Source organism: Mesorhizobium sp. M6A.T.Ce.TU.002.03.1.1 (assembly GCF_003997275.1).
GTDB lineage: Bacteria > Pseudomonadota > Alphaproteobacteria > Rhizobiales > Rhizobiaceae > Mesorhizobium > Mesorhizobium mediterraneum.
The window spans coordinates 1-25,053 of record NZ_RZTI01000005.1 but is presented as its reverse complement, the minus strand read 5'-3'; the positions used below and the strand labels follow the sequence as shown (position 1 = coordinate 25,053).

Sequence of the window (25,053 nt, the reverse complement as noted above, 5' to 3'; positions counted from 1 at the left end):
GGCTCGCAGTAGAGCGACCGTCGAACGCGATTCTTTAATAAGGCTTCGCCCCGTTCGTGTTTTAACGGTCGAGACCCCAAACGTCCGAATTTCGTGCGAAGTACTCGATCAGCATCTCGGTGAGGACCCGGACTTTCCGTGTGGGGTGCTTACCCGGCGGTCGGACGACATACGCGCCTGCCGAAGGTGGGGGATAGCGTGTCATAATCGGAACGAGCGCTCCGGAGGTCACATGGTCATACGTGATGCAATCAGGGAGCCAAGCGATGCCGAGCCCTGCCGCCGCGGCGGCGGCGAGCGCCGTGGCGTTGTCGGCTTTGAACCTGCCCTGCGGCTGAACCGTGACGATCTTGTCGCCGTCCATGAACTGCCAGGCTTCCGTTCCTTGCATGAGGGCCTGGTGGTTGACGAGCTGCTCTACCGTCTCAGGTGAACCGTGCGCTTTGATGTAATCCGGGCTTGCGACAAGCTTTCCATAGATCGGCCCGACACGTCTGGCGATCAGGTTGGAGTCCTGAAGGTAACCAACCCGGATCGCGCAATCGAAACCTTCGGCGATCAGATCGACGAAGCGATCGCTGTAGGAGGTATGGATGTGGAGCTGCGGGTGGTATTGCGCCATTTCCGCAAGCACGGGGGCGAAGTGGGTCGGTCCAAAAGAAAGCGGCATGGCAACCCTCAGGCGGCCGCGCAGCTCACCGCTGGGGAGGATCGTTTCCCTGGCCGTATCGATCTCGGCGCTGGCTCGGGCCGCATGGTCTCTGAACGTGATTCCCGCTTCCGTGAGCGCGGCGCCGCGGGTCGTTCGTGCAAGAAGCTGGACGCCAAGCTCCGCTTCAACCCGAAAGAGCCGCCGACTGACGATTGACTTGGAGACGCCGAGCCGGCGCGCGGCGGCCGATACGCCCCCTGCATCGGCCACTGCGACGAACGTCTGTAGATCTTCGATGTCCAATTCGGCGTTCCTCGTTTCGCGACACAGCTTGCCTGACTATGGCACTACCGCATCACCAAAAGGAACAGCAAATTGCGTCCAGGCAACGTCGCCCGCTGGCGCATGTCTCCCGTAAACCCATCGCCGTCCATAGCGGCAGAGAAAGGAAGTCTTGATGACCCCTCGTAACGGCCTTGATTCGCTTCTTCGTCCTGAAGATTCGGTGCTCGTTCTGATCGATCACCAACCTTATCAGCTCGCAAACCTAAACAGCCACGATCCGCACATGGTGGTCAACAACACGACCGCGCTGGCGAAGCTAGCAAAAGCCTTCAATGTTCCGACCATTCTCACCAGCGTGATCGCGGCGCGCGGTGGACTTCTCTTTAAGCAGATCACCGACGTATTCCCGGACCAGGAAGTCATCGATCGCACCTGGGTGAACACCTGGCAGGACGAGAATGTGGTGAACGTCGTCAAGGCGACCGGCCGCAAGCAGCTGATCATCGCCGGCCTGTGGACCGAGGTCTGCGTCGCAATGCCTGTGATCCAGGCCGCCGGCGAAGGCTGGGACGTGACCGTGATCACCGACGCGTCGGGCGGGATTTCGAAGGAGTCTCACGAAGTTGCCATCCAGCGAATGATCGCGGCCGGCGCGAACGTGATGACCGTGATGGCGCTCGCTGGCGAATGGCAACGCGATTGGGCGCGCACCGAGCATGTCGAGGAGCTGACCGAGATTCTCATCCAGCACTTCGGCGGCAGCGGCATCGCGTATCTTTGGGAGCAGCAGCTTCTCAACACGCCGGTGCCGAGCAAAGGCTGATCCGGGCCGGGATGGCGAGCATTTCGGCGAGGGTCGGAATCGATCCGTTTGCCGGCCTCGCCATCCTCGCCCTTCTGGCTTCACCCTTCGTGGTCGTGAAGCTCGTGGTTCTCGGCGGCTATGCGCTCGGAGCCTGGCACGTCGTCCGACTGCTCCGCAAGCCACCAGAGCTTGCGAGGCGCGGACGGATACTGACGGCCGGCAAGTGGTCGATGGTAGCGGCTGTCTGCATAACCGATTGATCTTATTGATCAAGTGGTAGCGGGAGACCGCTACATCGCGAGACCCACTGTCGAAGAGGCGTTCTTCTACTATCGGCGGCACGCAGCTTAGTCGAAATTTTCAATTTTGGTGACAGAGATTAGAGCATTGGAACAGCCTCAATTTGCGACGGTTTGCGACTGGCTGACGTATGCGTTTACCCGACACAGTGGCCAGCATGACGTGTCAGACTGTGCGTCCTTCGTTGTCGAAGAAATGCAGGTGCTCGGGTGCAGTCTTCAGTCCGACCTCGGCGCCAATTTCGGGCGCTATCCCTTGGTTATGGATGGCGAGGCAAGTCTGGCCTCCGTCCAGTTCGACGTGAATGAGCGTGACAGCGCCAGTGTATTCAGCCAGCCTTACCTTACCACGTAGCGCGGTGTTTGAGGGCGCGACAAGCGACAGGTGCTCAGGTCGAACGCCGACCGATGCAGCCGTGGCAGGCACGGATGAGTTGTGGGTGATTGGCTGGCCGCCGAATAACGGCAAGATGTTCATTTTCGGACTGCCGATGAACTGGGCGACGAAGATGGTTCCGGGCTCGTTGTAGAGTTCGTGGGGCGAACCGACCTGCTCAATCTTCCCTTCGCGCAATACGACGATCTTGTCGGCGAGGGTCATGGCCTCGATCTGGTCGTGCGTCACATAAATCATCGTTGTTGACAGGCGCTGGTGCAGCGCCGCGATCTCCGAGCGCATGTGGACACGCAGTTCGGCATCGAGGTTCGAAAGCGGCTCGTCGAAGAGAAAAACTTCGGGATTGCCGACGATGGCGCGGCCGATGGCCACGCGCTGGCGCTGTCCGCCCGACAACTGACGCGGGAAGCGGTCAAGCAATGGCTCGAGCTTCAGCGTTGCGGCGGCTTCCGAGACGCGTCGGGCGCGCTCCTTGGCCGGCACTTTGCGAACCTTGAGGCCAAAGCCCATGTTGTCGCGTACCGTGAGGTGGGGATAGAGCGCGTAGGACTGGAACACCATTGCCACGCCGCGCTTGGCCGCCGGAACCTCGTTGACCAGGCGGTCGCCGATGTGGAGTTCGCCGTCGCTGATGTGCTCCAAGCCGGAAATCAGCCGCAGCAGCGTGGACTTCCCGCATCCCGACGGACCGACGAAGACCACGAACTCGCCATCCTCGATCTGAAGATCGACACCACGGATGACTTCGACCGTCCCGAACCGCTTGCGGATGTCCTTGAGAAGAACTTTTGTCATGGCGGGCTTCCCTTATCCCTTGACGCCGGAGAGGGCGAAGCTCTCGACGATCTGGCGCTGGGCGATCAGATAGATGATGAGGATGGGAACCACGGCCAGGCTTGTCGCCGCCAATTGCAGGTTCCACAAAGGCAGGCCGTAGCTGTCGTTGAAGTTGGACAGCGCCAGCGGCAGCGTGAATTTCTCAATCGAGCTGAGGAAGATCAATGGCTCGAGGAACAGGTTCCACGAATGCAGAAACGTGATCACCGCAACCGCGGCAAGTGCCGGCCGCGACATGGGTAGGGCGATTGCCCACCAGATGCCGAACCTCGACAACCCATCCATCTTGCCGGCCTCTTCGAGTTCTCGGGGCAACGCCAGGAAGAACTGGCGCATCAAGAACGTCGCCATCACGCCCTGCGGGCCGAAGACAGGCAGAAGGATGAGCGGCCAATGTGTGTCGATCAGTCCCATCGCTCGGATCAGGAAGAAGTTCGGGATGATGGTGACCTCTTCAGGCACCATCAGTGCTATCACCAGAAACAGCATCAAAAGGCCAGCGCCGGCAAAGCGGATGCGCGCCAGCGCATACCCGGTGAGCGATGCAATGAACAAGGTCAGTACCGTTACCGTCACGGCGATGTAAAGCGAATTGAAATACTGCCGCGCGAAGGGCTGGTAGGTGAACACTTCGGCGAAGTTCTCGATACGCCAGACTCGGGGGATCAAGGTCGGCGCGCCGAAGATTTCGGTGGTGCTCTTGAAGCCGCCGGAGATCATCCACAGGAAGGGAAACACGAAAGGCACCGCCAGCAGCAGCAGGGCTATGGTCCAGCAGATGCGATAGAGGATCTCGGTCTGACGTGGGGTCACTCCATCTCCCTCCGCCGCAACATCACCTGCACAAGGGTGAGCGCCATTACGATGGCGAACATGATCAGAGCCAGCGCCGCTGCATAGCCGACGTTGAAGAACTTGAAGCCCTGTTGGTAGATGTAGAACGCCAGCACCAGGGTCCCGTTTTCAGGGCCGCCGCCAGTCATCTGGTAAATATGGTCGAACACCTTGAACGAACCGATCGTCGTCAGAACCATGATGACGAGCGTCGTTGGCGCAAGCAGCGGCCAGGTGATCATGCGGAAGATCTGCAGGCGCGAAGCGCCCTCCAATTTCGCCGCTTCCTCGTAGTCGCGCGGTATCGACTGAAGCGCGGCGATGTAGAGGATCATGTTGAGCCCGACCATCTTGATGACGCGGGTGACGATGACTGCCGCCATCGCCCAGTTGGGCTCGCGCAGCCAATTCGGACCATCGATGCCGACCCAGGCGAGCATCTGGTTCACTGCGCCACCTTCACCCTGCAGCATGAATTTCCAGACGATCGCCCAGGCAATCGCGGAAGTGATCACAGGTGCGAAGAAAATCGTCCGAAAGAACACGACGCCGAAGAACGGCCGCGAAAGCGCCAGTGCAAGCGATAGGGCCAGCGCCATGTTCAGGGGAACAAGCCCCAGCGCAAAGATCACGGAATTTCGGACGACATGCCAGAAGTCGGGGTTCTCCAGCAGGGCATTCTGGAAATTGTGAAGCCCAACGAATGTCGCCTGCTGGCTGAGCAGGTTCCACTCGGTCGTCGAATAGTAGAAGATGGCGACCAGCGGCCCAAGGAAGAAAATCAGGAACCCGATGAAAGTGGGGCTGACGAACAGCCACGCTTCCAGCATTTCCCTGGTTTTCAAGGTCAACCGCGGCGCGCTTACCGAGCGCGCCATATTGTCCCGCGATGCCGAGTCGGCCACCGAACAGAGCCCGGTCAGAGCAAAGGCTGAATGGCGGCGCAGACGCCTTTCACGGCTTCTTCGACATTGGCGTCGGCCCGCCACAGCGCGTCGACCCGCGGCGACATAGCAGCGAATATTTGCGGCACCCGCTCATGCGACGGATGAACGCGGCCGTTAACGATTGCGGCGGCGACACTTTTCATCTGCTCGGGCGGGATCAGTTTGTTGGAATTGACGAAGGCGTCGCTCTCCAGAACGCTTTTGCGGGCCGGCGGGAAGAACTGGGCCATGATCGCCACGTTGTCCTTGCTGGTCATTTCGGCAACCAGTTGAGCGGCGAGGTCCTTGTTCTTGCCCGATTCAAAGACCGTTAGGGCGGCCTGGCCGATGACCGGAGCCTCACCGGCCGGTCCCGAGGGCAGGGGCGCGATGCCCCATTTGAAGCCCGCCTCCGGCATCTTCGACGCTCGCGAGATCTGGTTTATGGTCATCGCGGAATTGCCTGAGAAGTAATCGCCCTGTTCTCCAGGCGGCACAATCGACTTGTCCTTGAACACCATGTCATGAAGTTGCTTGACCGCAGCCACCGCTTCCGGTTTGTCCAGGCCGCACTGGCCGTTCGCCCACAGCTCTCCGCCATAGGCGCGCACGGGCGGCAGCAGGGCGTGCGTCATCCGCGATGCGTAGCCTTCGCCGTCCTTGAACTCAAAGCCCCATTTTCCGGGATTGGCCTCGGTGATCTTCTTGGCGACCTCCTGAAATTTCTGCATGTTCCACTCGCCCTTTGCAGCGAGCTGATTGGGATCTTCGAGACCCGCTTTGTCGAACATGTCCTTGTTGTAGTAGATCAGGAACGGCGAGGTCGAGAACGGCACGCCGTAGACCGTGCCGTCCTTCTGCCAAAGCGCCATCGCCGGCTGGGAGAAATCGTCGAAATTGTATCCCTCGGTCGCCTTGAGCGTCGGGCCGATGTCCATCAGCAGCCCAGCGTTCTCGAATGCCGGTGCCGCATCTTCCATCATCCAGGCGACGTCCGGGGCGTTGCCGCCGGCGACCTGGAAGGTAAGCTTCTGGGTATAGTCCGCGACCGGAACCGTCTCGAACTTCACCGTGACGCCCGGATGCTTGGCGATGAAGCCCGCGGCGATGCCGTTTAACATCTTGAGATGGGCCTCGCTGCCGGTCCATACGGTTACCCGGAGTTCCTGAGCCAGCGCCAGGGTCGACATGGCGCACAGGGCCAGGGTCGAAACTGCGAGCTTCATTGCGGTCTTCATGGTCTCCTCCAAAACGCTGATGGTCCAATCAACAACTGCGAATGCGATCTGAGTGGCCTGGCAAGCAGCGGCGTCTTGTCATGCCGTCACTCCGGGCGAGACGCCGGGTGCGTCGCCAATCGTCCAGCCGCCATCGACGGGGATGTCGGCTCCAGTGATGTAGCGGGCAGCATCGCTGCACAAGAAAACGAAAGCTCCGACGAGGTCGTCGGCCTGGCCGTGGCGGCCGGCGGGAATTTTTGCCGCAACCGCCTTGCGGAAAGCGGCGTCCCGGTAGCGCTCGGCCATAGCCTCCGTCTCGATGGCGCCAGGCGATACCACATTCATTGTGACGCCATGCTGCGCTACATCCCGTGCGATGGCGCGCACTGCCGTCAGTTGCGCCGCCTTCAGTGACGCGTAGACGACTGTTTCGGCGCGTGGGCGCGTGGCCATGACGCTGCCGGTAGCAACCACGCGTCCCCATCCGCGCTTCGCCATGGCTGGAACAAGCCGCGCAGCCAAGGTGAGCAGCGCTGTGAAGTTTGCCGCGACATGCACCTGTATATGTGCCTCGTCGACCTCGCCCCATGCACGGCGTCGTTCGATAGCACCATTCGAGATCAAGATGTTGATGGGGTCGGCACTGGAGGCGACTTCGTCCGCAAAAGCCGACATCGCTTTGCCGTCTGTAAAATCGACCTCAAAGATGGCGGTGCCATCGCCGATGGCGGCCGCCGTGTCGCGCGCGCCAGCGGCGTCGCCGAAATGATGCAGCGCGACTGACGCTCCATGCTGGGCGAGGGCAATCGCAACCGCCCGACCGATACCGGAACTGGCGCCGGTCACCAGCGCCCGCCGGCCAGCGAGGGAGAAACGGTCGTGACTCAAGCCGACTGCCCTCCGAGTTTGCCGGCCACCTCGAGCGAGGCAATGTCGGCAGCGTCAAAGTGCTCGTGAATGCGCCGGTCGGCGAGGTTGGTGTCGCCCGCTGCGATCGCATCGTAGATTGCCTGGTGCCGTTCGACGGTGGCCAGCCAATCCGCGTTTGTGCGATTGGAGCGCCGCGAGAACAGCTCCGAAACCTCCCGCTGGACCGACCGCATACCTTCCATCTGGATGCGGATCATGGCGTTGCCCGTGGCCATGGCAAGGCCGAGGTGGAACTGTATGTCGGCTTCGGTGAAATCGCCGGGCTTACCAATGCCGGCGTGCATGTCGAGCACGGCCTGGCGCATTACTTCCAATCCTCTCGGATCGCGGCGCTCGGCGGCGAGCCGGGCGATGCCCACCTCGATGACGCGGCGCATTTCGTTGGCTTCCTGAAGCCGCGTCAGGCTGGAGCGGACCGCATAGGCGTAGATACGGTCCATCGGTTCGCCGCTGAGCGCCTTGGCGCGGGCGACCTTCCCCTGCTGCGTCGATACCAGACCTGCGCTGGTTAACTGGCGCAGCGCCTCACGCGCGATCGGCTTGGAGACGCCGAATTCCCTGGCGATCTCGCCCTCCGGCGGCAGCGCCTCGCCCGGGGCAATGCGTCCGTCGAACAGGGCCGCGGCGATGGCATCCGAGACGCCGTCCGCCAGGCGGGAAGGGCTCGCGAGTTTTGCGGCGAAAATCGACTTGCGTTCGGCGTCTGCGGGCATTCGGCATCCTCTCAACGGCTGCCTAGCACAATTGCAGCCAACATAGCAACTAAGTTTGCCAGTTGCTATGTTGCGACGTTGGCGCTATGAGAAATCGTCCGAAGGAGGAAGTCTGGAGTCGATGCGCGGGAGCGATCCAATCGTGGCGGAGTCGTTGAAGATTGCCGAGGTGATTGCTCATCCCCTCAGCCAGACGCTGCCCAAGCCTACGGTCACGTCCTGGGGCGTTTATGAAAAGGTTTCGCTGGTTCTTGTTGAGGTGCGTACGACCGAGGGTATCGTCGGCGTCGGCGAAACCCTGGCGCGGTTCTCACCCAAGGCCTATGTCGAATTGATCGAAGGCTCGCTGACGCCGCGCCTTCTCGGCCAGGACGCGCGCAACATCGGCGCTCTGTGGCAGTCAATGCGCCGCGCGCTGTCGGGCAGGGCGGGGGGCATGCTGATTGAGGCCATCGCCGGCGTGGACATTGCGCTTTGGGATATCCTTGGCAAGGCGGCCGGGCAGCCGGTCGCGAAGCTTCTTGGGGGCGTTGGACGCGATCGCATTGACGTTTACGCCGCCGCTGTCAATTGGGTCGACGACAAGGCCGCCGACGCTGAACTCGATCGCTATGTTGACGAGGGCTTTACGCGCATCAAGGTGAAGATAGCGCGGCCTGTGCGTGACGCCTGCAAACGTATCGAGCGCATCCGCAAGCGGGCCGGCGACGTGATCGGGCTCTGTGTCGACGCAAACTGGGCCTACAATCTGGATGAGGCTGTCGAGGTCGGCAGTGCGCTTTCGGCATACGGCTATTTCTGGTTCGAGGAGCCGCTGCAGCCGGAGAACGAGCAGGGTTACGAAGAACTGCGCCGGCGCTGTGACGTGCCGCTGGCTGCAGGCGAAAGCAATTTCACCCTCGACCAGGCGCAACGCCTGATCGCCAATCGGACGCTGTCCGTGCTGCAACCAGACGTAGCGCGCGCGGGCGGCATCACGGAGACACGTCGCATGGCGGATTACGCCGCCGCCCATGACATCCGCTATGCGCCGCACATCGGCATGTCGGGCATCGTCTGCGAGACCGCGAGCGTCCATCTGGCTGCAGCGATGCCGAACTTCGCCGTCATGGAATGCGAATGTGACGCCAGTCCGTTCAAGACGAGTTTGGCCGATCTCGCTCCCGGGTGCCGCCGGCAGAAGAGCGGAACGCTCGACGTCCCGGATCGGCCGGGACTCGGCATCGAAATCGACTGGGATGCCGTCAAGAAACTAAAAGCCGAATGAGGCCGACGACCAGATGAAAATCCAGGCTCCGAACCCACCCGATACCTTGACAGAGGCGATGCGGCTGGCGCTGCTGCGCGCCGATCCGGCGCTCAGCCGCTTCGACCCGCTGCCGCGGATTCTGTCGTTCGACGATTTCTCGCGTGGCCACTGCGGTTGGTCGCAGCTTGTCGGCAACTACGAGGACGATCTTGACACCATGCTGCCCGGTTACGCGCAGCATACAAGCGCAATGCTGTCGACGCTCGGACACTGGGATGCCGGCTCGCACGGGGGAATGGGCTCTTCCTACGCCTTGAAGGTCGCAACACGTCCGGTGCCTGGCGCACGCAACGTCGCCATCAAACGCCACACGTTCAGGAAACGCGGGCCGATCCGTTTCGAAATGTATTTTACCTTCAAGCCTGAGGCCAGCGAGCTGAAACTGTCCGAGACCGATGTGCGCTCCGTCGGCTTCCTGTTCGACCTGCAGGGTGGAGACAAAGACAGCCATGACGACCGCGTCATGCCGCATCTGCGCTTCCTGAATGCGCTCGACGGCCAACATCTGCAAAAATGGCAATACAAGCGTGAGACCGAGAGAATCATCCCGATCGGCACCGACAACAAGACGATCAGCCACTACCATCTGGCGTCGGAGAACTGGCTCGATCTTCCCGGTGGATCGCAGCGCCTCTGCTACAACGAGGTCCCCACCAAGGTGAACTGGACCTATCTGTGCTTCGACTTCGACCTGGAATCGATGACGGCGCTCGGGCTGCGCTGCAACGATCGCAGCTTCGATCTCTCGGGGTTCGATTCGATCCGCATTCCGGCGATGAAGAACCTTTGGTGCATGCTCAACTTCGCCCTGTTCGCGGAAACCGACGTTGCCAAACGCGCCTTCCTCTACGTCGACTCCATTTGCATTTCAGGAGACTTCTGATGCTGCCCGAGAACTTCACCGCGGTCGTCTCGCGCAATGAATGCTGGCGTGGTGAAGCCGCCAGCGAGCCCTATGAGGCAGGGTGGGCGCGCGAGGCGATTTTCTTCGTGCGCGCGCTTAAAGAACCTGTCGGACCCACTACGACGGCGTGGATTGAGGTTTCGCCGGACGGAATGCGTTGGCTGCGCGAAGGCACCGAATTTCCAATGCCGGACAAACGCGACGGCGTGGCAATGGCGCGGCTCGCCCATTTCGGCAACTGGCTGCGTGTCGCGGCGCATTTCGATGATGGTGCGGAATGTACAGTGCTGGTGACGCTGCATCTGAAGGCCTGAATCCAGCGCCTCGCCAGAGGCTCTGCCTGTGGCCGGCTAATCCCGCTTGTTCTCGGAGAAACCATGACTGACGCATACGCCACATTCGCCCAAGACAGCTTTGCCGGCAGAACCGTGCTGGTGACCGGCGCCGCGAGCGGCATGGGTTTCGAGACCGCCCGTGCATTCCTTTCCAAGGGGGCCGAGGTCGTGCTCTGCGACCGCGATGCGGAGGGCCTCAGCAAGCGTCACGACGAACTGAAAGGAATAGGCGCATCGTCGCATGAGGTGGTGGCCGACATGGGCGATCCCAACAGCATTAGGCGTATGTTCGACTATTGCGACGCCAATCTGGCGCGGCTCGACAATGTCGTCACCTGCGCCGCGATCATTACCGCCAAGAGAATCCCGGAACAGGATTGGGCGCACTGGCAGCGTGTGCTCGGCGTCAATCTGCTGGGCACCTTCTTCACCGTTCAGGGGGCCGTGCAGCGCATGCAAGGCAGTCCCAACGGTGGAAACATTGTCTGCGTGGCTTCTGACGCTGGCGTGCACGGTGGCGGTGGCCTCATCGCCGACACGGCCTATGCAGCTTCAAAGGCCGGCACGCTGTCGCTGGTGAAGTCCGTTGCGCGCGAGCTGGCGGGAAAGAAAGTGCGCATCAACGCCCTCAATCCAGGGCCGACCGATTCGCCGATGCACTCGCATGTCGATCAGGCCCTCAAGGATCGCATCGCAGCCAACCTGCCGATTCGCCGCATGGGCCAGCCCGATGACATGGCTGCCGCGATCCTGTTCCTCTGTTCCGATGCCGCAAGTTTTATCTACGGCGCGGCGCTCGACGTGGATGGTGGCTCGATGTTCCGCTGAGCAGCGTGCAACGGCCAAGGCCTTCAGACGCCCTACGCGGCTCTCAGTCGCTTTGGCCAGAAGTCCGCCCAACGAGACGCAAGCTGCCGCCAAGATCGATACGGACCTTGAGGTCAGGCATCCCGGAGCGTTCCGGCCGGTCGCTTAAGTTGGGCGTGTTCACGCGGCAAGAGCAGTTCTCCGGCTCCGCCACCACTCGATGCGTGTTGCGACGGCTGCCCTTAAGGCTACTTCCGAGTCGAGTGCTCCTTTGATCTCATTATGAAATTCCGTCCGATGGCGCTACCATCGAGGGGGAGATTTATTATAGATTTCAGTGAGTTAACCAGATTTTGGTAGCGGGAGAGGGACTTGAACCCCCGACCCCAGGATTATGATTCCCGTGCTCTAACCAACTGAGCTACCCCGCCAGGGCGGCGAAAGGCCCGAAATCCGCCTTAAATCAGAAGGCATGTCGAAGCGTTCGCCAAGGTCGGGCGGATATAAGGTTGGGAGGCCAAGCCTGTCAAGCATCGATGCAGCCGGCATATTGGCATATTCTATCGCTTCGGGCCGGATATCGGAATCGATTTCGGAAAGCACGGTGCGAAGGGTCAAAGTCATGAGGTGAGAACTTTGTGCGTCCAAGCGGACGTGCGTCGCTCCAATGGGCGAAAAGCTCTACCGGGCAGGAATTTGAGCTGAAATGCCGGGGTTGAGTTCGGCGGAGTGCGCCGCTATGTCTCGGCCACGAAATTCTAGAGTTGGAATTGATGAAACCGCGCATTGCAGTCCTCGGTTGCGGATACTGGGGCAGCAACCACATCCGCACCCTCAAGGCGCTCGGCGCGCTTCACGCGGTCTCGGACGTCAACCCAGCCCGCGCTGAAGGCTTCGCCAGTGAACAGGATTGCCTGGCGATCGAGCCGGAGGCGCTGTTTGCTCGAAAAGACATCGACGCCATCGTCATGGCGCTGCCGCCGCAGTTCCACGCCGATATGGCGGTGCGCGCCGTCCAGGGCGGCAAGGACGTGCTGGTGGAAAAGCCAATCGCGCTGACGGTGACGGATGCCGAGCGTTCGGTAAAGGCGGCGGCCGACAATGGCCGCGTCTTCATGGTCGGCCATGTGCTGCGCTTTCATCCAGCCTTCGAGACGTTGAAGGCGCTGATCGACAATGGCGAGCTCGGCGAGGTCCGCTATATACATTCGCACCGGCTCGGGCTCGGCAAGTTCCACACCGAGAACGACGCGCTGTGGGATCTGGCGCCGCACGATCTGTCGATGATCCTGGCCATCACGGGCACGGAGCCGATCGAGGTGCGCGGCGAAGGGGCAGCGCTCCTCGACAATCTCAGTGATTTCGCGCATCTGCATATGCGCTTTCCCAACGGCCTGCGCAGCCATCTCTTCGCGTCGCGGCTCAATCCTTACCGCGAACGGCGGCTGACCGTGGTCGGCACCAAGGCGATGGCGGTGTTCGACGATGTCGAGCCGTGGGAGCGCAAGCTCGCCGTCTACCGCCACGCGGTGTGGCAAGACAGCGGCCAATGGGCCTTCACCACCAACGAGCCGTCCTACGTGGCGGTGGGCGAGGGCATGCCGCTGACGCGAGAGCTCGAGCATTTCATCCAGTGCATCGAGACGCGGGCAGAACCGCGCACCGGCGGCGAGGAAGCCATCAGGGTGCTGCGCATCCTGACCGCTGGCACGATTACCCACACCGGATCGTCTTCCCGAGAGAAAAGCGCCGCTGTATTAGAGCCTGATCCATCCCGATAGAATCGGGATCACCGTCTATTCGGCAGGAACCTGCGCCGGCCGGGCCGCCAGCCGCGTCAGCATAGCCTCAGCCTCGGCGCCTCGCTCGGAACGCTCGATGAAGCCGCCGCCGAACACGCGAGCCTCGTTGCCGTCGTCGGAATAGAGCACGCAGGCCTGGCCGGGCGCGATGCCGGACTCACCGTCGACCAGCTCCACCGTAGTGACGCCGGCGCTGTGATGCAGCACCGCCGGGCGCGGCGGGCGTGTCGAGCGGACCTTGGCGAAAAGCTCCAGCCCGGCCGCCGGGATGTCGGACAGCGCAGCGTCGCCCAGCCAGTTCATGTCGCGCAAATAGATCTTGTGCGTCTCCAGCGCCTCGCGCGGGCCAACAACGACGCGGGCCCGGTCGGCGTCGAGATGGACGACGTAGAGCGGCTCGCCCGAGGCGATGCCGATGCCGCGGCGCTGACCGATCGTGTAGCGCAAAATGCCTTCATGGCGGCCGAGCACGCGGCCGTCGATATGGACGATATCGCCCGGATTGGCAGCAGTCGGCTTCAGCTTGGCGATGATGTCTGAATATTTGCCCTGCGGCACGAAGCAGATGTCCTGGCTGTCGTGCTTGGCGGCGACCGTCAGTCCCATTTCCTCGGCGATAGCACGAACCTGCGGCTTCGACAGGCCGCCGAGCGGAAAGCGCAGATAATCGATCTGCGCCTGGGTGGTGGCGAACAGGAAATAGCTCTGGTCGCGGTCCGCGTCGACCGGCCGGTACAGTGCGCGATGGGCGCCATTGGCGCCGGAGCGAATGTAATGGCCGGTGGCCAGCGCGTCGGCGCCAAGCTCCTTGGCGGTCGTCAGAAGGTCGGCGAACTTCACCGTCTGGTTGCAGGAAACGCAAGGGATCGGCGTTTCGCCGGCCACATAGCTCTCGGCGAAGGGGTCGATCACCGCCTTGCGGAAGCGCTCCTCGTAATTGAGCACATAATGCGGAATGCCGAGCGTCTCGGAGACGCGACGGGCATCGTCGATGTCCTGGCCGGCGCAGCACGAGCCGGCCCGGTGCGTTGCCGCGCCATGGTCGTAGAGCTGTAGCGTTACGCCGACGACATCATAGCCTTCGCGCTTCAAAAGGCCGGCAACGACCGACGAATCGACTCCGCCCGACATGGCGACAACGATGCGGGTATCTTCGGGACGTCGGGGAAGGTCGAGGCTGTTCATGGTTCTTTCGTTCTGCATGCGCCTGGACGACGGCGCTTGAATGCCAATGGCCGGAATATAGGTCAAGCTTTCCAGGTACGCCAGCTTCGCGAACTGGCCGATTTTTTTGAACGGATGCGGCGCTTGCCGGCAGATATCTCAAATGCCGACGAAAAGACTAACGCGGCGTTCATGATCCTTACCTAGCTATTAGGGTCTGCTTAGGCAATTTTTAAAGCTGTGGCGGTAATGTGGTGGGGATTGGGTCTTTGAGTTTTTAGTAGAGAGTACGATGACCGATCTTGTTAGACCGCGAGTCAAATATGTTATCGGGCCTGACGGCAGCCCTCTTACGATTGCCGATCTGCCGCCGACGAACACACGCCGCTGGGTTATCCGACGCAAGGCGGAAGTGGTGGCGGCTGTGCGCGGCGGGCTTTTGAGCCTCGAAGAGGCGTGCCAGCGCTACAAGCTGACCACCGAGGAATTCCTGTCCTGGCAGGCGTCGATCGACGAATATGGCCTTGCCGGGCTGCGCACGACGCGCATCCAGCAATATCGGCATTAAGGCTGGTTCGAGGACGTCAAAAGGCGCGATAATCCGCGCCCTTTTGTTTTGCCGGAACGGTTTTCTCTGCTTCAGGCCGTCAGCACCACCTTGCCGATCGGCCTGGTGGCGAGAAAGGCATGGGCAGCGCCTGCTTCTTCGAGCGGAAAGGCCCTTGCCACATGGGCGGCAAGCTTTTTCGCTTCGATAAGCTTGCCAAGTTCTACAAGGCCTGCGCGGTCGGGCACGACGGACATCCGCTCGACGCGGATATCTTGCGCCTTGGCTTCTGCCTTTGTGGTGTCGCTGACATCGAGCAATGACACCAGCACGCCGCCGGCCTTGAGAACCTTCAGCGAGCGCTGCGCATGATCGCCGCCAAACATCTCCAGGACGAGGTCGATGTCATGGGCCTTGTCGACGAAATCATCCTTTGTGTAATCGATCACTTCGTCGGCTCCCAGCGAGCGTGCGAAGTCGAGCTTTTCAGGGCTCGCGGTGGCGACGACATAAGCGCCGCGCGCCTTGGCGATCTGCACCGCCAAATGCCCGACGCCACCGGCCGCCGCGTGGATCAATACGCGCTGGCCTTGTTCGAGCCCGCCATGGCGAACCAGACCTTGCCAGGCCGTCAGGCCGGCCAGCGGCAGTGCCGCGGCATGGAGGTGATCGATGCCTTTCGGCTTCGGCGCGATCTCGTCCGCCGGGACGGCGGTCAATTCGGCATAGGCGGCCGCCTGCTTGGGAAAGCGCGGCATTCCGAATACGGCGTCGCCGACCTTGAGGCCGATTACGCCAGACCCCAGCGCCTCAACGGTTCCCGAAACGTCCCAGCCGAGGATGAAGGGCGGCTCGCCGAGCAGCGGATAGCGGCCGGCGCGAACCGCGCCATCGACTGGATTGATGCCGGAGGCGCCGACGCGGATAAGCACCTCGCCGGCGTTGGGCGACGGTGCGGGACGGTCGGCAATGACGAGGACTTCGGGTCCGCCGACGGAATTCTGGATAACGGCACGCATTGGGAGGCTCTCCTGCTTGTTGGTGTGCCACTATCATTTGGATAGTAATATCCGCTTGTCTAGTATGTACCTTTTCGATATATAGGCACCTTATGGATAGCGAAGATAAATCCCCATTTGGCTACGACGCATTCCGGCGGACGTGCCCCTCGCACACCGTGCTTGAAATGCTCGCCAGCAAATGGGTCTATCTGGTGATCTGCGCGTTGCGCCGGGGCCGGCTGCGCAACGGCGAATTGGCGCGCAAGCTCGAAGGCATTTCTCCGAAAATGCTGACGCACACGCTGCGCGTGCTTGAGCGCGATGGCCTGGTGCGGCGCGAGATCTTTCCGGTTATCCCACCGCGGGTCGAATATGAATTGACCGAGCTCGGCCAGAACCTGGCGGGGCTGCTCAATCAGATCAGGTCCTGGTCAGAGCAGCATGCTCCCGACATCAAGGATGCCCGGGCGCGGGCGGTCGCGGAACATGAAGGGGATTTGGTGGCGTAAGCCTGCTGACGGCCCGGTATGAGCGGCGACGTTCCAGATGAGCAACGCCCGGATCGCTGGGCTTTGATTGGCCCTTAAAGCCTTGTTTTCAGCCGATCATGGCGCTGCGGCCGCCGGTCTCGGCGTCGCGGATCTTGGTGTCGCGCGATTCGAGCATTTCCGCTTTGGAAAGCTCCGCTTCGGCTTCGCCGAGCAGTGATTCGGCGACGCTTCGTTGCTGGGCGAGGTCGCTTTGCGAATTTCTGAGGTTGTCGCGGCGCAGGCGCGCTGCCTTGGCGAAGGTCGGATAGGCAAAATGGTTGATGTCGGTGATGCCGGCTTTCTTTTCTTCGGCAGTGATCTGAAGCTCCAGTTCGACAGCCATGCGCTCGAATTCAGCGATCATCATGTCGAGTTGCAGCAATTGCCGCCTCTTCTCGTTCACCTGAAACTGCTTCAGCCGAACGAGGTTTTCACGTGACTTCATGATTCGGTACTCCTGGAAACGCACACCTGCACATATCGCCCAATCCACCTGGCAAACCTCAGGCTTCACCCGTTTCCACCGACTTTACCGGAACTATGGGAAACAAATTCCTAAAGTTTTTTTCCGGCGGTAACCATTCGTTTACGGGCATTGTTAATCATACGGCTCAGGACTTAAGGCGGGGTAAAAATTCCGGCTCTCGATACGGAAACGCGGCCGACGAGTCCCTGGAGTCACTTAGTCTGGCTTTTTAATGTTCTGCATTAGCGGTTTGGTTCTGTGATTCATTATTAAATTCAACAAGGTGTAGAAAGGGGTTAAAAAATCTGGTACCGTCAACGGCACGGAATTAGGTTTTGTTAACCATTCGATGGCAGCCTCTGCTCAGGCAATCACTGCTCCGGTCCTGGACGGGTCGTGAAATGGTCCGGCAGCAGAAAAGGGGAATGAAATGCGTGTTCTGCTGATAGAAGATGACAGTGCGACCGCACAAAGCATCGAGTTGATGCTGAAATCGGAAAGTTTCAATGTCTATACGACCGATCTTGGCGAAGAAGGGGTCGATCTAGGCAAGCTCTACGACTACGACATCATCCTTCTCGACCTCAATCTCCCCGATATGTCGGGATATGAGGTCTTGAGAACACTTCGCCTTTCGAAAGTGAAGACGCCTATCCTTATCCTCTCCGGCATGGCCGGCATCGAGGACAAGGTACGCGGCCTCGGCTTCGGCGCAGACGACTACATGACCAAGCCGTTCCACAAGGACGAACTGGTCGCCCGCATCCACGCTATCGTGCGGCGCTCCAAGGGCCATGCCCAGTCGGTGATCACCACTGGCGACCTGGTGGTCAATCTCGATGCCAAGACCGTTGAGGTCGGTGGCCAGCGCGTGCATCTGACCGGCAAGGAATATCAGATGCTGGAGCTGCTCTCGCTGCGCAAGGGCACCACGCTTACCAAGGAAATGTTCCTCAACCACCTTTACGGCGGCATGGACGAACCGGAGCTGAAGATCATCGACGTCTTCATCTGCAAGCTGCGCAAGAAGCTCGACGCTGCTTCCGGCGGCCAGAATTACATCGAGACGGTTTGGGGTCGCGGCTATGTGCTGCGCGAGCCGGAAGATATCCGCGTCAGCGCCTGAGCCGACAACGCCGATCCGATCGATTTTTCCGACAAAAATCCGGCTTCGGCCGGATTTTGCGTTCATGTCGCAGATATTAGAGCGCCGATTTCCCGGATCATGCGCGAGGGGTTCGGCGAATCAGGCTGCAACGGTCAAGGTGCGGAAGCGCTCGAGAAGTTGCGGCCGATTGAACGGCTTCAGCAGATAGCCTTGAGCGCCGGCGCGCTTTGCCCGCATGATCGAAGCGACGTCGACCTCAACCAGCGAAATCAGGATCTGGGGCTGAACCGGGCTTTCCATGGCGCGCACGCGGCGGATGACGTCCACCGCCTGCATGTCCGGCAACGCGCCGTCGATGACGATGATGTCCGGCATGTCGGCAGTGCACATCTCGACCGCATCAAATCCGCTGGCGGCTTCGATGACCAGCATGTCGGACCCACCCAGGATGCGCTTTGCAACCTTCCTGATGACGCTCGAATCGTCGATGAACATGCAGCGTTTCATTTCCGGGCCCTCTTTGCCATGCGGCAATCCGGCAGCGTCGCGGTACTGAAGGGCACTGTAGGTCAATCCGGTAAAGAAGCCGAAAAGCCATTAGGTAAAATTTTTGCAAGAACGGCTTATACAGAAACTACTTGGTCGATGCTTCATCCGATCTAGGTGGGAAGACTCATTTCGTTCGACTGTGGTGGAGTAGTAAATATTGTCTAGAAAAATACTTATCTGTCCTTTTCGGCCAGCTTGGCTGCCTCAGGCAACCGAAAGCACGATTTCTTCCGCGGTCGCGTGGATCGATATCGTCATATTGGCCTCGCGCGCCAGAAGCAGTGTGTAATAGGGCTGCACCGAATGCGCGTCGATCGGCTCCTCAGGCTTGTTGCCGGAATGAAGTTCCAGGAATTTGGGCGGCACGCGCAGCATCGGACCGCTCGCGGCAAGCGCAAAGCGTGGTTCGGTGTCGAGGTTTTCAAGCGTGACCGTAAGCTTGCCACCACGCGGGATGGCGGCGTTGGCGACGAGAATGAGATTAAGCAGCAGCTTGACCTTGTTCTTGGGCAGCAGTGCGCGGGTTCCGTTCCAGACCAGTTCCGGCTTCTCGTTCTTCAGGAAGGCGATCGCTACGGCCTCGGCGTCTCCCGTGTCGATCATCATGCCGGCAGAGCCGGCCGCGCCGAAGGCGATGCGGGCGAATTGCAGGCGGGCCGAAGCGTTTCTGGCGCTCTGGCGAATCAACTTCATGGCGTCTTCGTCGGCGCCGCCTTCATCGAGCAGCTCGAGCCCGTTGTTTATGGCGCCGACTGGCGAAATGATGTCGTGGCAGACCCGGCTGCACAAAAGCGCTGCGAGATCGGGTGCGGAAAGGGTGAAAAGCTCGGCCATCGGCGAAAGTCCCTGCAAAATTTCACTAAAAAATGGCCGGGCGATCGATGATCACGCCTGCCCACACGAATCACGCTCTCTCCCAAGGCCTACTGAATACACAGCGCCTGAGCGTGCAGCAACAAATCCGGAATTGTCGTTATCGAAAATGGTGTGTTCACGCAGGGTGCGGATACTGCGCGGGCGACGCGAAACCGGCTCGAACCAGCCTTCTAACCGCCATCTTCATGTGAAAGCTTAATGGTTGAAAAAGGATTACGGCATAGTTTGCCCATAACAGCCATCCTTAACGGCCGCCAAAGAGCCGCACGGATGCGAGGCGTCGGCGAAGGTGCTCCCTGACGGAGATTGGAAGCATGTATTCCCGATACTACGACCGGAGCCTTTTCCGTGTCATCTCAATGGCGATCGCTCTCGTGGGCCTTGTCGTCTTTTCAACCTCGGCTTCGCGGGCCCAGGAATATACCTCTCAGGAGATCGTCGATTCCGGTCATAAATTCTTCGGCGCGACGTCGGGCGGGCTCGCTACCGTCGTCGAGAAGATTTTCGCCTCCTACGGCCTGCCCAATGGCTATTTGCTTGGCGAAGAGGGCTCGGGCGCGCTGATCGGTGGCCTGACCTATGGCGAAGGCACGCTCTACACCAAGAATGCCGGTGATCACAAAGTGTTCTGGCAGGGCCCGTCGCTTGGCTGGGATTTTGGCGGCGAAGGCTCGCGGGTGATGATGCTGGTCTATAATCTCGATGATGTGAACAGCCTCTACAATCGTTTCGGCGGCGTTGCCGGCTCGGCCTATATCGTGGCTGGCGTCGGCTTCAACGTGATGAAAAACAACAATGTGCTGCTGGTGCCGATCCGTACCGGCGTCGGCGCCCGGCTTGGTGTCAATCTCGGCTATCTCAAGCTTACCCAGCGCGCCACCTGGAATCCGTTCTGAGCAAGCGGTTGCCTCGCGATCTCGATTGGTTCCAGGGTTGACGATCTGGACATTGCTGCGGCAGACCCTTGCCGCAGCACTGGAATTCCGTCATGCGAACGTGGCACAGTCCATAACGGTTGTTTGCCGTCCATAACGGATAGTCACCTTGGTTCAGTCGGTCCTGTTCTTTGTCCTCGGCTTTCTCTGCGCCGGCTTTCTGGCGCTGATGATTGCCCCGGCCATCTGGCGGCGGGCCGTGATGCTGACGCGCAAACGCGTCGAGGGCTCGATGCCGCTGACACTGGCCGAGATCCAAGCGGAGAAGGATCGCATCCGCGCCGAGTTCGCCATGTCGACGCGCCGGCTTGAGATGACCGTCAAATCGCTGCGCGAGAAATCGGCCGAACAGCTTGTAGAGATCGGCCGCGGCCGCGAGGCACTGAAGGAACTGGCGGTCGAGCGGAAGGACAAGGAACAGGCCCTTTCCGAACTCGAGGCCAAGGGCAAAGAATTTCGGCAGCGCCAAGACCAGTTGCAGCTTTTGTCGGATCGGCTCGCTCAAGCCGAGCATGCCCTGGAAAGGCGTGTGCTCGAGCTGAAAAAGCTGGAGCACATGTATGACGACGCCAGCTTTTCTTCCAGCAGCCGCCAGATCGAACTTGTGGCACGCGAATCCGAGCTGCAAAAGCTGGCCGACGACATTTCGGTGCTGCGCGGCCAACGCAAGGAAGCCGACAGGCGCCAACAGGAGATCGCGGCCGAGAGCAAGGCCGTGCGAGACGCGTTGAAGGCCGAAAAGAAAAGGACCGGCGAACTGGTCAAGAAGGTCGAGCGCCTGCTCGCCACGCTTGCCGATCGCGAGGACAAGCTTGACCGCCGCGAAAAGGAAATCGCGCGGCTTCGCGAAAAGTCGAAAGGCGAAAGCGTGGAAAACGCGTCGGCGGTGCGTCTCGTCGGAGTGCAAGGCAGTCAGGTCGATGCGGCCGTCAAGGGCGACCAAGACATCGAAAAAGCCATCGCCAAGCTCGACAGCGACCGGGAGCGGTTGGAGGCGAGGCTGACGGAACTGGCCCGCGAGAACAAGAAACTGAAAACGGATATTGCCGCCTTCGAGGCGTCCAAATCGGAAGGCGGCAGCGATGCGCGCCGCGCCAGCGCTGCGTTGCGCGAGCAGATGAGCGACCTGGCGGCGCAGGTCGTCGCCCTGACGGCGAAGCTCGACGGGCCGGATTCGCCGATCGCAAAGGTTCTTGCGGCACCCAAGCAATCGGGAAGCGGTGAACGCAGCCTTGCCGATCGCGTGCGGGCGCTGCAGAAGGCCGAGTCGGCGCATTGAACCCAGGCAGTGATGCTGACCTCTGCGGCTCAGGTCCTGCCTGCCGAAAAATGATGCAAGGCGATGGCTGACGCGGCGGCGACATTCAGGCTGTCGAAGCCTTCTGCCATATCGATCCGCACCGTCCGCAGGCGGGCGAGCAGGCTCTCAGGCAGGCCTTCGCCTTCGGTGCCGAGATAGAGCGCCAGCCGTTCGGTCCTTTTCGCATTACGGATCTCGGTTCGCCCGCGTGGCGACAAAGCGAACTGGCCGAAGCCCAGCCGGTCGAGCGCTGCGGTGAAGCCGCCGGTCTCAGTGAAGGAGGCGAAGGGAACTTTCAGCGCGGCGCCGACCGAGACGCGGATCGCCTTGCGGTACAGCGGATCGCAGCAGGTCGTGTCCAGAAACACCGCATCGGCGCCGAAAGCAGCGGCATTGCGAAAGATCGAGCCCATATTGTCATGGTTGGCGATGCCGACCAGCACGACGATCAACGCACGGGCGGGCAGGGTGTCCAGCAAGGCCTCGGCAGGCTGCGCCGCACCCTTGCGGCCGATCGCCAATATGCCGCGATGCATGTGAAAACCGGCAATCCTGTCCATGACCTCGCTGGTCGCCACATAGATCGGAAGGTCCGCGGGCGCCCGGCGCAGGGTTGCATCGAGGCCGGCCAGCCGGTTTTCGAGTATGAGCACCGATTCGGCCGTGAAGCGTTCGACGGCGAATAGCATTTCGAGCACCACCTTGCCTTCGGCAATGAAGCGGCCTTGCCGGCCGGCAAGATCGCGCTCGCGGATATCGAGATAGGCGGAGACGCGCGGGTCTTGCGGGTCGTCGATATGAATGGGACGCATGCGTTCCTCGGCAGACGAAATAGGGTCAGCGAGGGAAGGCGAACTTGGGCCGGCCGGTCAAGTCCCGGAGCGACGCAGGCGGTACGCCATCTGCGACAGCTCACCCTCGCCGAAAATCCCGTCCAGCGTGTTGAGAAGTTCGCGCACGGCATCGGATTTACAGGAATAGTAGATCATCTGCCGGTCGCGCCGGGTCTCGACGAGATCGAGCGCCCGCAGTTTGGCCAGATGCTGTGACAGGGCGGATTGGCTGAGCAGAACCTTCTCGGCGATAGCGCCGACCGACATTTCACCATCGGCCAGATAGTTCATGATCAACAGTCGTTTCTCGTTGCCCATCAGCGTCAGAAACGCAGCCGCTGATTCGGCGTTGGCGATTAGCTTTTTCGAGACCATTGATCCCCCATACCTTCCTGCTCATCCGGCGCTATGGGGGCAATAGCGTCTGATTCCATAGACTCACTCGCGAATGTGCGCTGACGATTCAACGCTACCGGGAAAGGGTAGAACATTTCACTCAAACCTCAAGACTTGCTTTCGACCCGACGCGATTAACTGTCGGACTGTGTTTCGTCTGCCACTCGGCCGGTCTTTGCCATGTCGACCAGAACATGCCTGAGCTCACGCGCCGTCCTCAGTGGCTCGGAGAAAAAGACCCGGCAGACATCGTCGCCCAACGCCAGGTCCATGCCGTCGGCGTCGAAGCCGGTGATGATCCAGCCGTCGCCTGCGGCCTCGGCGAAATGGCGGGCGTAGACGGCAATTGCATCGCCATGGTCGGCATTCATGTGGTCGAGGGCGGATTGTTCGCCAGCGGCAAGCTCTTCGACGATCGGCGCGGTCATGACCAGATCGGTGCGCTCTAGCAAGTAGGCCTTGCCAAAGCCGCCATTGAGACTGGCGCGCTCCGGCTCGAGGCGGAAGACCGAGAAGTCGCCAAGTCCGGCATAGAGCTTCGCCTTGGGGTTACGGTTGAGATAACGCCGTTCGGCGCGGGCGTGCTCGTCGGATCCGCGCTCAAGTCGTGCTGCCCGACAGACGAGCGTCAACCGCGGGTGCGCCAGCGGGTCGCCCTTGCCGGGCTCGCCGACAAGCAGGGAACAGCGCGGGTCTGCAAGGATCGCGCCGGTGTGGGCGGACAGCATCGATACAAGGATCAGCGGCGTGCCGTCGATATCGGTGGCGACACCGACCCTGCTGGCCAGCGGCGAACCGGTCCCAGGCTCGATCACCGCCAGCGCGCCGAAACGGGCACTGCGGATCAGCGTCTTCGCCAGCCTGATCGCTTCGGCGTCGGTCTCGCGAATCACGTCCTTTTTTCGGTCGCCCAAAATGCTCACCGTCTTAAGCTGATTTTTGCTCTCCAGTTATCAACCTATCACACCGGATTTGACAAGGGCCTCAGTCTCGCTTGCCGAAAGGCCGAAGCGTGCCAGCACGGTCGCCGCCTGACGATCGTGATCGGCCGGCATGGCGGCAAGCGTCGGCCGGGAGCGCGAAAAGCGCGGCGCTGGGGCGGGGCGCTCAAGCGCACCCGACGTCACAAAGGCGTTGCGAGCGCGATTGTGCGGATGATCCCTGGCTTCCCTCAGCGACAGAACCGGCGCAACGCAAGCATCGGTCGCAGCAAAGAGCCGGTCCCAGTCGTCCCGTGTCTTCTGCCGGACCCGATCGACAATCGCGGCACGCATCTCTGGCCACAAAGTTCTGTCGTATTGGCCGCCTACAAAACGCTCGTCGAGCGGCAGCAGTCTTGCGAATTCGGCGAAGAACCGGGGTTCAAGGCAGCCGACGGCGACGTGCCGTGCGTCCGCCGTCTCATAGGTGTCGTAAAAGGGCGCGCCGGAATCGAGCAGGTTCGCGCCGCGCCTGTCACTCCACAGGCCCGCCGCCATCAAGGCGTGCATAGGTGTCGTCAGCATCGAAGCGCCCTCGGTCATCGCGGCGTCGATCACCTGGCCCTTGCCGGAGCGCGAACGCTCAAACAGCGCAGCCAGCGCGCCGGCAATCAGCATCATGGCGCCGCCGCCATAGTCGGCGACGAGGTTGAGCGGTGGGACTGGCCGGCTTCCTTCCTGGCCGATAGCGTGCAGCACACCCGAATAGGCGAGACAGGTGATGTCGTGACCGGCACGACCAGATAGCGGTCCGTTCTGGCCGAACCCCGTCATGCGGCCGTAGATCAGCGCCGGGTTGCGCGCCACTGCGGCATCGGGCCCGAGACCAAGCCGCTCCATGACATCAGGACGAAACCCTTCGATCAGCATGTCGGCCTTTTCGGCGAGGCGCAGCACCAGTTCGACACCCTCCTGGCGCTTCAGGTCAATCCGCAGCATAGAGCGGCCGTGACGGTCGATGTCATATTCGTCCGGTAGCGACAGAAACGGCTGGGTTGATCCAGCCCGCTCGATGCGCAGCACCTCGGCTCCCATCTCCGACAGCATCAGGCCGGCCAGCGGCACCGGTCCAATCCCGGCCATCTCGATCACCGTCAGACCGGCGAGCGGGCCGGTCTTCGCCAGCGGGGAGACTTCGGCACTCATGGTCGGCTACTTCGGCGCCATGCGGATGGCGCCATCGAGGCGGATGGTCTCGCCGTTGAGCATCTGGTTTTCGATGATGTGCAGCACAAGGGCTGCATATTCGGAAGGCTCGCCGAGACGGGACGGGAAGGGCACCGCGGCGCCCAGCGAATCCTGCACCTCTTGCG

At 61.1% G+C, this 25,053-nt stretch carries 29 protein-coding genes, 1 tRNA gene and 1 pseudogene; 13 read left to right on the top strand and 18 right to left on the bottom strand.

The window, feature by feature from the left end; translation table 11 throughout:
• Positions 1-61: 61 nt before the first annotated feature.
• Positions 62-955 (bottom strand): LysR family transcriptional regulator, encoded by an 894-nt coding sequence (locus EOC93_RS02900; protein ID WP_095484148.1) that lies wholly within the window; start codon positions 953-955, stop codon positions 62-64.
• A gap of 154 nt (positions 956-1,109) precedes the next feature.
• Between EOC93_RS02900 and EOC93_RS02890 the strand changes: the two genes are divergently transcribed.
• Together EOC93_RS02890 and EOC93_RS02885 are read left to right on the top strand one after the other, a co-directional pair.
• A complete protein-coding gene (locus EOC93_RS02890; protein ID WP_095484149.1) occupies positions 1,110-1,760 on the top strand; it encodes a hydrolase in 651 nt (216 codons plus the stop codon).
• Between the two features lie 11 nt (positions 1,761-1,771).
• Positions 1,772-2,002 (top strand): hypothetical protein, encoded by a 231-nt coding sequence (locus EOC93_RS02885; RefSeq protein ID WP_206072930.1) that lies wholly within the window; start codon positions 1,772-1,774, stop codon positions 2,000-2,002.
• Positions 2,003-2,207: 205 nt separating this feature from the next.
• On the opposite strand, the gene EOC93_RS02880 is transcribed toward EOC93_RS02885, so the two are convergent.
• The 6 genes from EOC93_RS02880 to EOC93_RS02855 form a co-directional block, all read right to left on the bottom strand.
• Positions 2,208-3,233: an ABC transporter ATP-binding protein gene (locus EOC93_RS02880; RefSeq protein ID WP_127203793.1), complete on the bottom strand. Its 1,026-nt coding sequence runs from the start codon at positions 3,231-3,233 to the stop codon at positions 2,208-2,210.
• 12 nt (positions 3,234-3,245) lie between these two features.
• A complete protein-coding gene (locus tag EOC93_RS02875) occupies positions 3,246-4,088 on the bottom strand; it encodes a carbohydrate ABC transporter permease (RefSeq protein ID WP_095484151.1) in 843 nt (280 codons plus the stop codon).
• A complete protein-coding gene (locus EOC93_RS02870) occupies positions 4,085-4,987 on the bottom strand; it encodes a sugar ABC transporter permease (RefSeq protein WP_095484249.1) in 903 nt (300 codons plus the stop codon). The genes EOC93_RS02875 and EOC93_RS02870 overlap by 4 nt, the downstream gene beginning before the upstream one ends.
• A gap of 41 nt (positions 4,988-5,028) precedes the next feature.
• Positions 5,029-6,273: a sugar ABC transporter substrate-binding protein gene (locus EOC93_RS02865; protein ID WP_095484250.1), complete on the bottom strand. Its 1,245-nt coding sequence runs from the start codon at positions 6,271-6,273 to the stop codon at positions 5,029-5,031.
• Positions 6,274-6,351: 78 nt separating this feature from the next.
• Positions 6,352-7,143: an SDR family oxidoreductase gene (locus EOC93_RS02860; protein ID WP_127203792.1), complete on the bottom strand. Its 792-nt coding sequence runs from the start codon at positions 7,141-7,143 to the stop codon at positions 6,352-6,354.
• Positions 7,140-7,898, bottom strand: a complete 759-nt coding sequence (locus EOC93_RS02855) for an FCD domain-containing protein (RefSeq protein WP_095484153.1) — start codon at positions 7,896-7,898, stop codon at positions 7,140-7,142. Before EOC93_RS02855 ends, EOC93_RS02860 begins: the two co-directional genes overlap by 4 nt.
• Before the next feature lie 112 nt (positions 7,899-8,010).
• Between EOC93_RS02855 and EOC93_RS02850 the strand changes: the two genes are divergently transcribed.
• From EOC93_RS02850 to EOC93_RS02835, 4 genes are all read left to right on the top strand, one after another.
• Entirely contained in the window at positions 8,011-9,165 is a 1,155-nt protein-coding gene (locus EOC93_RS02850) for a mandelate racemase/muconate lactonizing enzyme family protein (RefSeq protein WP_095484251.1), read from the top strand.
• 58 nt (positions 9,166-9,223) lie between these two features.
• Positions 9,224-10,090 (top strand): DUF6772 family protein, encoded by an 867-nt coding sequence (locus tag EOC93_RS02845; protein WP_095484252.1) that lies wholly within the window; start codon positions 9,224-9,226, stop codon positions 10,088-10,090.
• On the top strand, positions 10,090-10,425 hold the full coding sequence (locus EOC93_RS02840; protein ID WP_095484154.1) for a hypothetical protein: 336 nt from the start codon (positions 10,090-10,092) through the stop codon (positions 10,423-10,425). Before EOC93_RS02845 ends, EOC93_RS02840 begins: the two co-directional genes overlap by 1 nt.
• A gap of 63 nt (positions 10,426-10,488) precedes the next feature.
• On the top strand, positions 10,489-11,274 hold the full coding sequence (locus EOC93_RS02835; RefSeq protein WP_095484155.1) for an SDR family oxidoreductase: 786 nt from the start codon (positions 10,489-10,491) through the stop codon (positions 11,272-11,274).
• A 333-nt stretch (positions 11,275-11,607) separates the two neighbouring features.
• On the opposite strand, the gene EOC93_RS02830 is transcribed toward EOC93_RS02835, so the two are convergent.
• Positions 11,608-11,684 (bottom strand) — tRNA-Met (locus EOC93_RS02830).
• 342 nt (positions 11,685-12,026) lie between these two features.
• Between EOC93_RS02830 and EOC93_RS02825 the strand changes: the two genes are divergently transcribed.
• Entirely contained in the window at positions 12,027-13,034 is a 1,008-nt protein-coding gene (locus tag EOC93_RS02825) for a Gfo/Idh/MocA family oxidoreductase (RefSeq protein ID WP_127203791.1), read from the top strand.
• Between the two features lie 15 nt (positions 13,035-13,049).
• On the opposite strand, the gene mnmA is transcribed toward EOC93_RS02825, so the two are convergent.
• Positions 13,050-14,240 carry a tRNA 2-thiouridine(34) synthase MnmA gene (mnmA, locus tag EOC93_RS02820; protein WP_127203790.1) on the bottom strand — a complete coding sequence of 397 codons (1,191 nt, stop codon included), beginning with the start codon at positions 14,238-14,240 and terminating at the stop codon, positions 13,050-13,052.
• Between the two features lie 36 nt (positions 14,241-14,276).
• Here mnmA and EOC93_RS33965 point away from each other — a divergent pair, with 36 nt between their 5' ends.
• Both EOC93_RS33965 and EOC93_RS02815 read left to right on the top strand, forming a co-directional pair.
• Complete coding sequence (locus EOC93_RS33965) at positions 14,277-14,426, top strand: hypothetical protein (RefSeq protein ID WP_158302530.1); 150 nt, start codon at positions 14,277-14,279, stop codon at positions 14,424-14,426.
• Between the two features lie 85 nt (positions 14,427-14,511).
• A complete protein-coding gene (locus tag EOC93_RS02815) occupies positions 14,512-14,787 on the top strand; it encodes a DUF1153 domain-containing protein (RefSeq protein WP_006203587.1) in 276 nt (91 codons plus the stop codon).
• 71 nt (positions 14,788-14,858) lie between these two features.
• Here the strand turns inward: EOC93_RS02815 and EOC93_RS02810 are convergent, their stop codons facing one another.
• The gene (locus EOC93_RS02810; RefSeq protein WP_127203789.1) at positions 14,859-15,785 is read right to left on the bottom strand and encodes an NADP-dependent oxidoreductase; all 927 of its coding nucleotides are present in this window, start codon (positions 15,783-15,785) and stop codon (positions 14,859-14,861) included.
• 92 nt (positions 15,786-15,877) lie between these two features.
• Here EOC93_RS02810 and EOC93_RS02805 point away from each other — a divergent pair, with 92 nt between their 5' ends.
• Positions 15,878-16,276: a helix-turn-helix domain-containing protein gene (locus tag EOC93_RS02805; protein WP_095484159.1), complete on the top strand. Its 399-nt coding sequence runs from the start codon at positions 15,878-15,880 to the stop codon at positions 16,274-16,276.
• An 88-nt stretch (positions 16,277-16,364) separates the two neighbouring features.
• Here EOC93_RS02805 and EOC93_RS02800 read toward each other — a convergent pair whose 3' ends face one another.
• On the bottom strand, positions 16,365-16,742 hold the full coding sequence (locus tag EOC93_RS02800; protein WP_029349790.1) for a flagellar export protein FliJ: 378 nt from the start codon (positions 16,740-16,742) through the stop codon (positions 16,365-16,367).
• Between the two features lie 451 nt (positions 16,743-17,193).
• Between EOC93_RS02800 and ctrA the strand changes: the two genes are divergently transcribed.
• Positions 17,194-17,889 carry a cell cycle two-component system response regulator CtrA gene (ctrA, locus tag EOC93_RS02795; protein ID WP_006203583.1) on the top strand — a complete coding sequence of 232 codons (696 nt, stop codon included), beginning with the start codon at positions 17,194-17,196 and terminating at the stop codon, positions 17,887-17,889.
• Between the two features lie 120 nt (positions 17,890-18,009).
• On the opposite strand, the gene EOC93_RS02790 is transcribed toward ctrA, so the two are convergent.
• Positions 18,010-18,378, bottom strand: coding sequence for a response regulator (locus EOC93_RS02790; RefSeq protein WP_095484254.1), 369 nt, complete (start codon positions 18,376-18,378; stop codon positions 18,010-18,012).
• 246 nt (positions 18,379-18,624) lie between these two features.
• Positions 18,625-19,254, bottom strand: coding sequence for a histidine phosphotransferase family protein (locus EOC93_RS02785; protein WP_095484160.1), 630 nt, complete (start codon positions 19,252-19,254; stop codon positions 18,625-18,627).
• A 356-nt stretch (positions 19,255-19,610) separates the two neighbouring features.
• Here EOC93_RS02785 and EOC93_RS02780 point away from each other — a divergent pair, with 356 nt between their 5' ends.
• Positions 19,611-20,192, top strand: coding sequence for an EipA family protein (locus tag EOC93_RS02780; RefSeq protein WP_095484161.1), 582 nt, complete (start codon positions 19,611-19,613; stop codon positions 20,190-20,192).
• Positions 20,193-20,340: 148 nt separating this feature from the next.
• Complete coding sequence (locus EOC93_RS02775) at positions 20,341-21,510, top strand: hypothetical protein (RefSeq protein WP_127203788.1); 1,170 nt, start codon at positions 20,341-20,343, stop codon at positions 21,508-21,510.
• Between the two features lie 29 nt (positions 21,511-21,539).
• Here the strand turns inward: EOC93_RS02775 and EOC93_RS02770 are convergent, their stop codons facing one another.
• The 5 genes and pseudogenes from EOC93_RS02770 to EOC93_RS02750 form a co-directional block, all read right to left on the bottom strand.
• On the bottom strand, positions 21,540-22,343 hold the full coding sequence (locus tag EOC93_RS02770; RefSeq protein ID WP_127203787.1) for an RNA methyltransferase: 804 nt from the start codon (positions 22,341-22,343) through the stop codon (positions 21,540-21,542).
• Between the two features lie 57 nt (positions 22,344-22,400).
• Complete coding sequence (locus EOC93_RS02765; protein ID WP_123149342.1) at positions 22,401-22,739, bottom strand: metalloregulator ArsR/SmtB family transcription factor; 339 nt, start codon at positions 22,737-22,739, stop codon at positions 22,401-22,403.
• Between the two features lie 155 nt (positions 22,740-22,894).
• Positions 22,895-23,674, bottom strand: coding sequence for a HugZ family protein (locus EOC93_RS02760; protein ID WP_127203786.1), 780 nt, complete (start codon positions 23,672-23,674; stop codon positions 22,895-22,897).
• Positions 23,675-23,713: 39 nt separating this feature from the next.
• A complete protein-coding gene (locus tag EOC93_RS02755; RefSeq protein WP_127203785.1) occupies positions 23,714-24,886 on the bottom strand; it encodes a CaiB/BaiF CoA-transferase family protein in 1,173 nt (390 codons plus the stop codon).
• Positions 24,887-24,892: 6 nt separating this feature from the next.
• Positions 24,893-25,053, bottom strand: a pseudogene (locus EOC93_RS02750) (3-hydroxyacyl-CoA dehydrogenase); the annotation flags it as partial.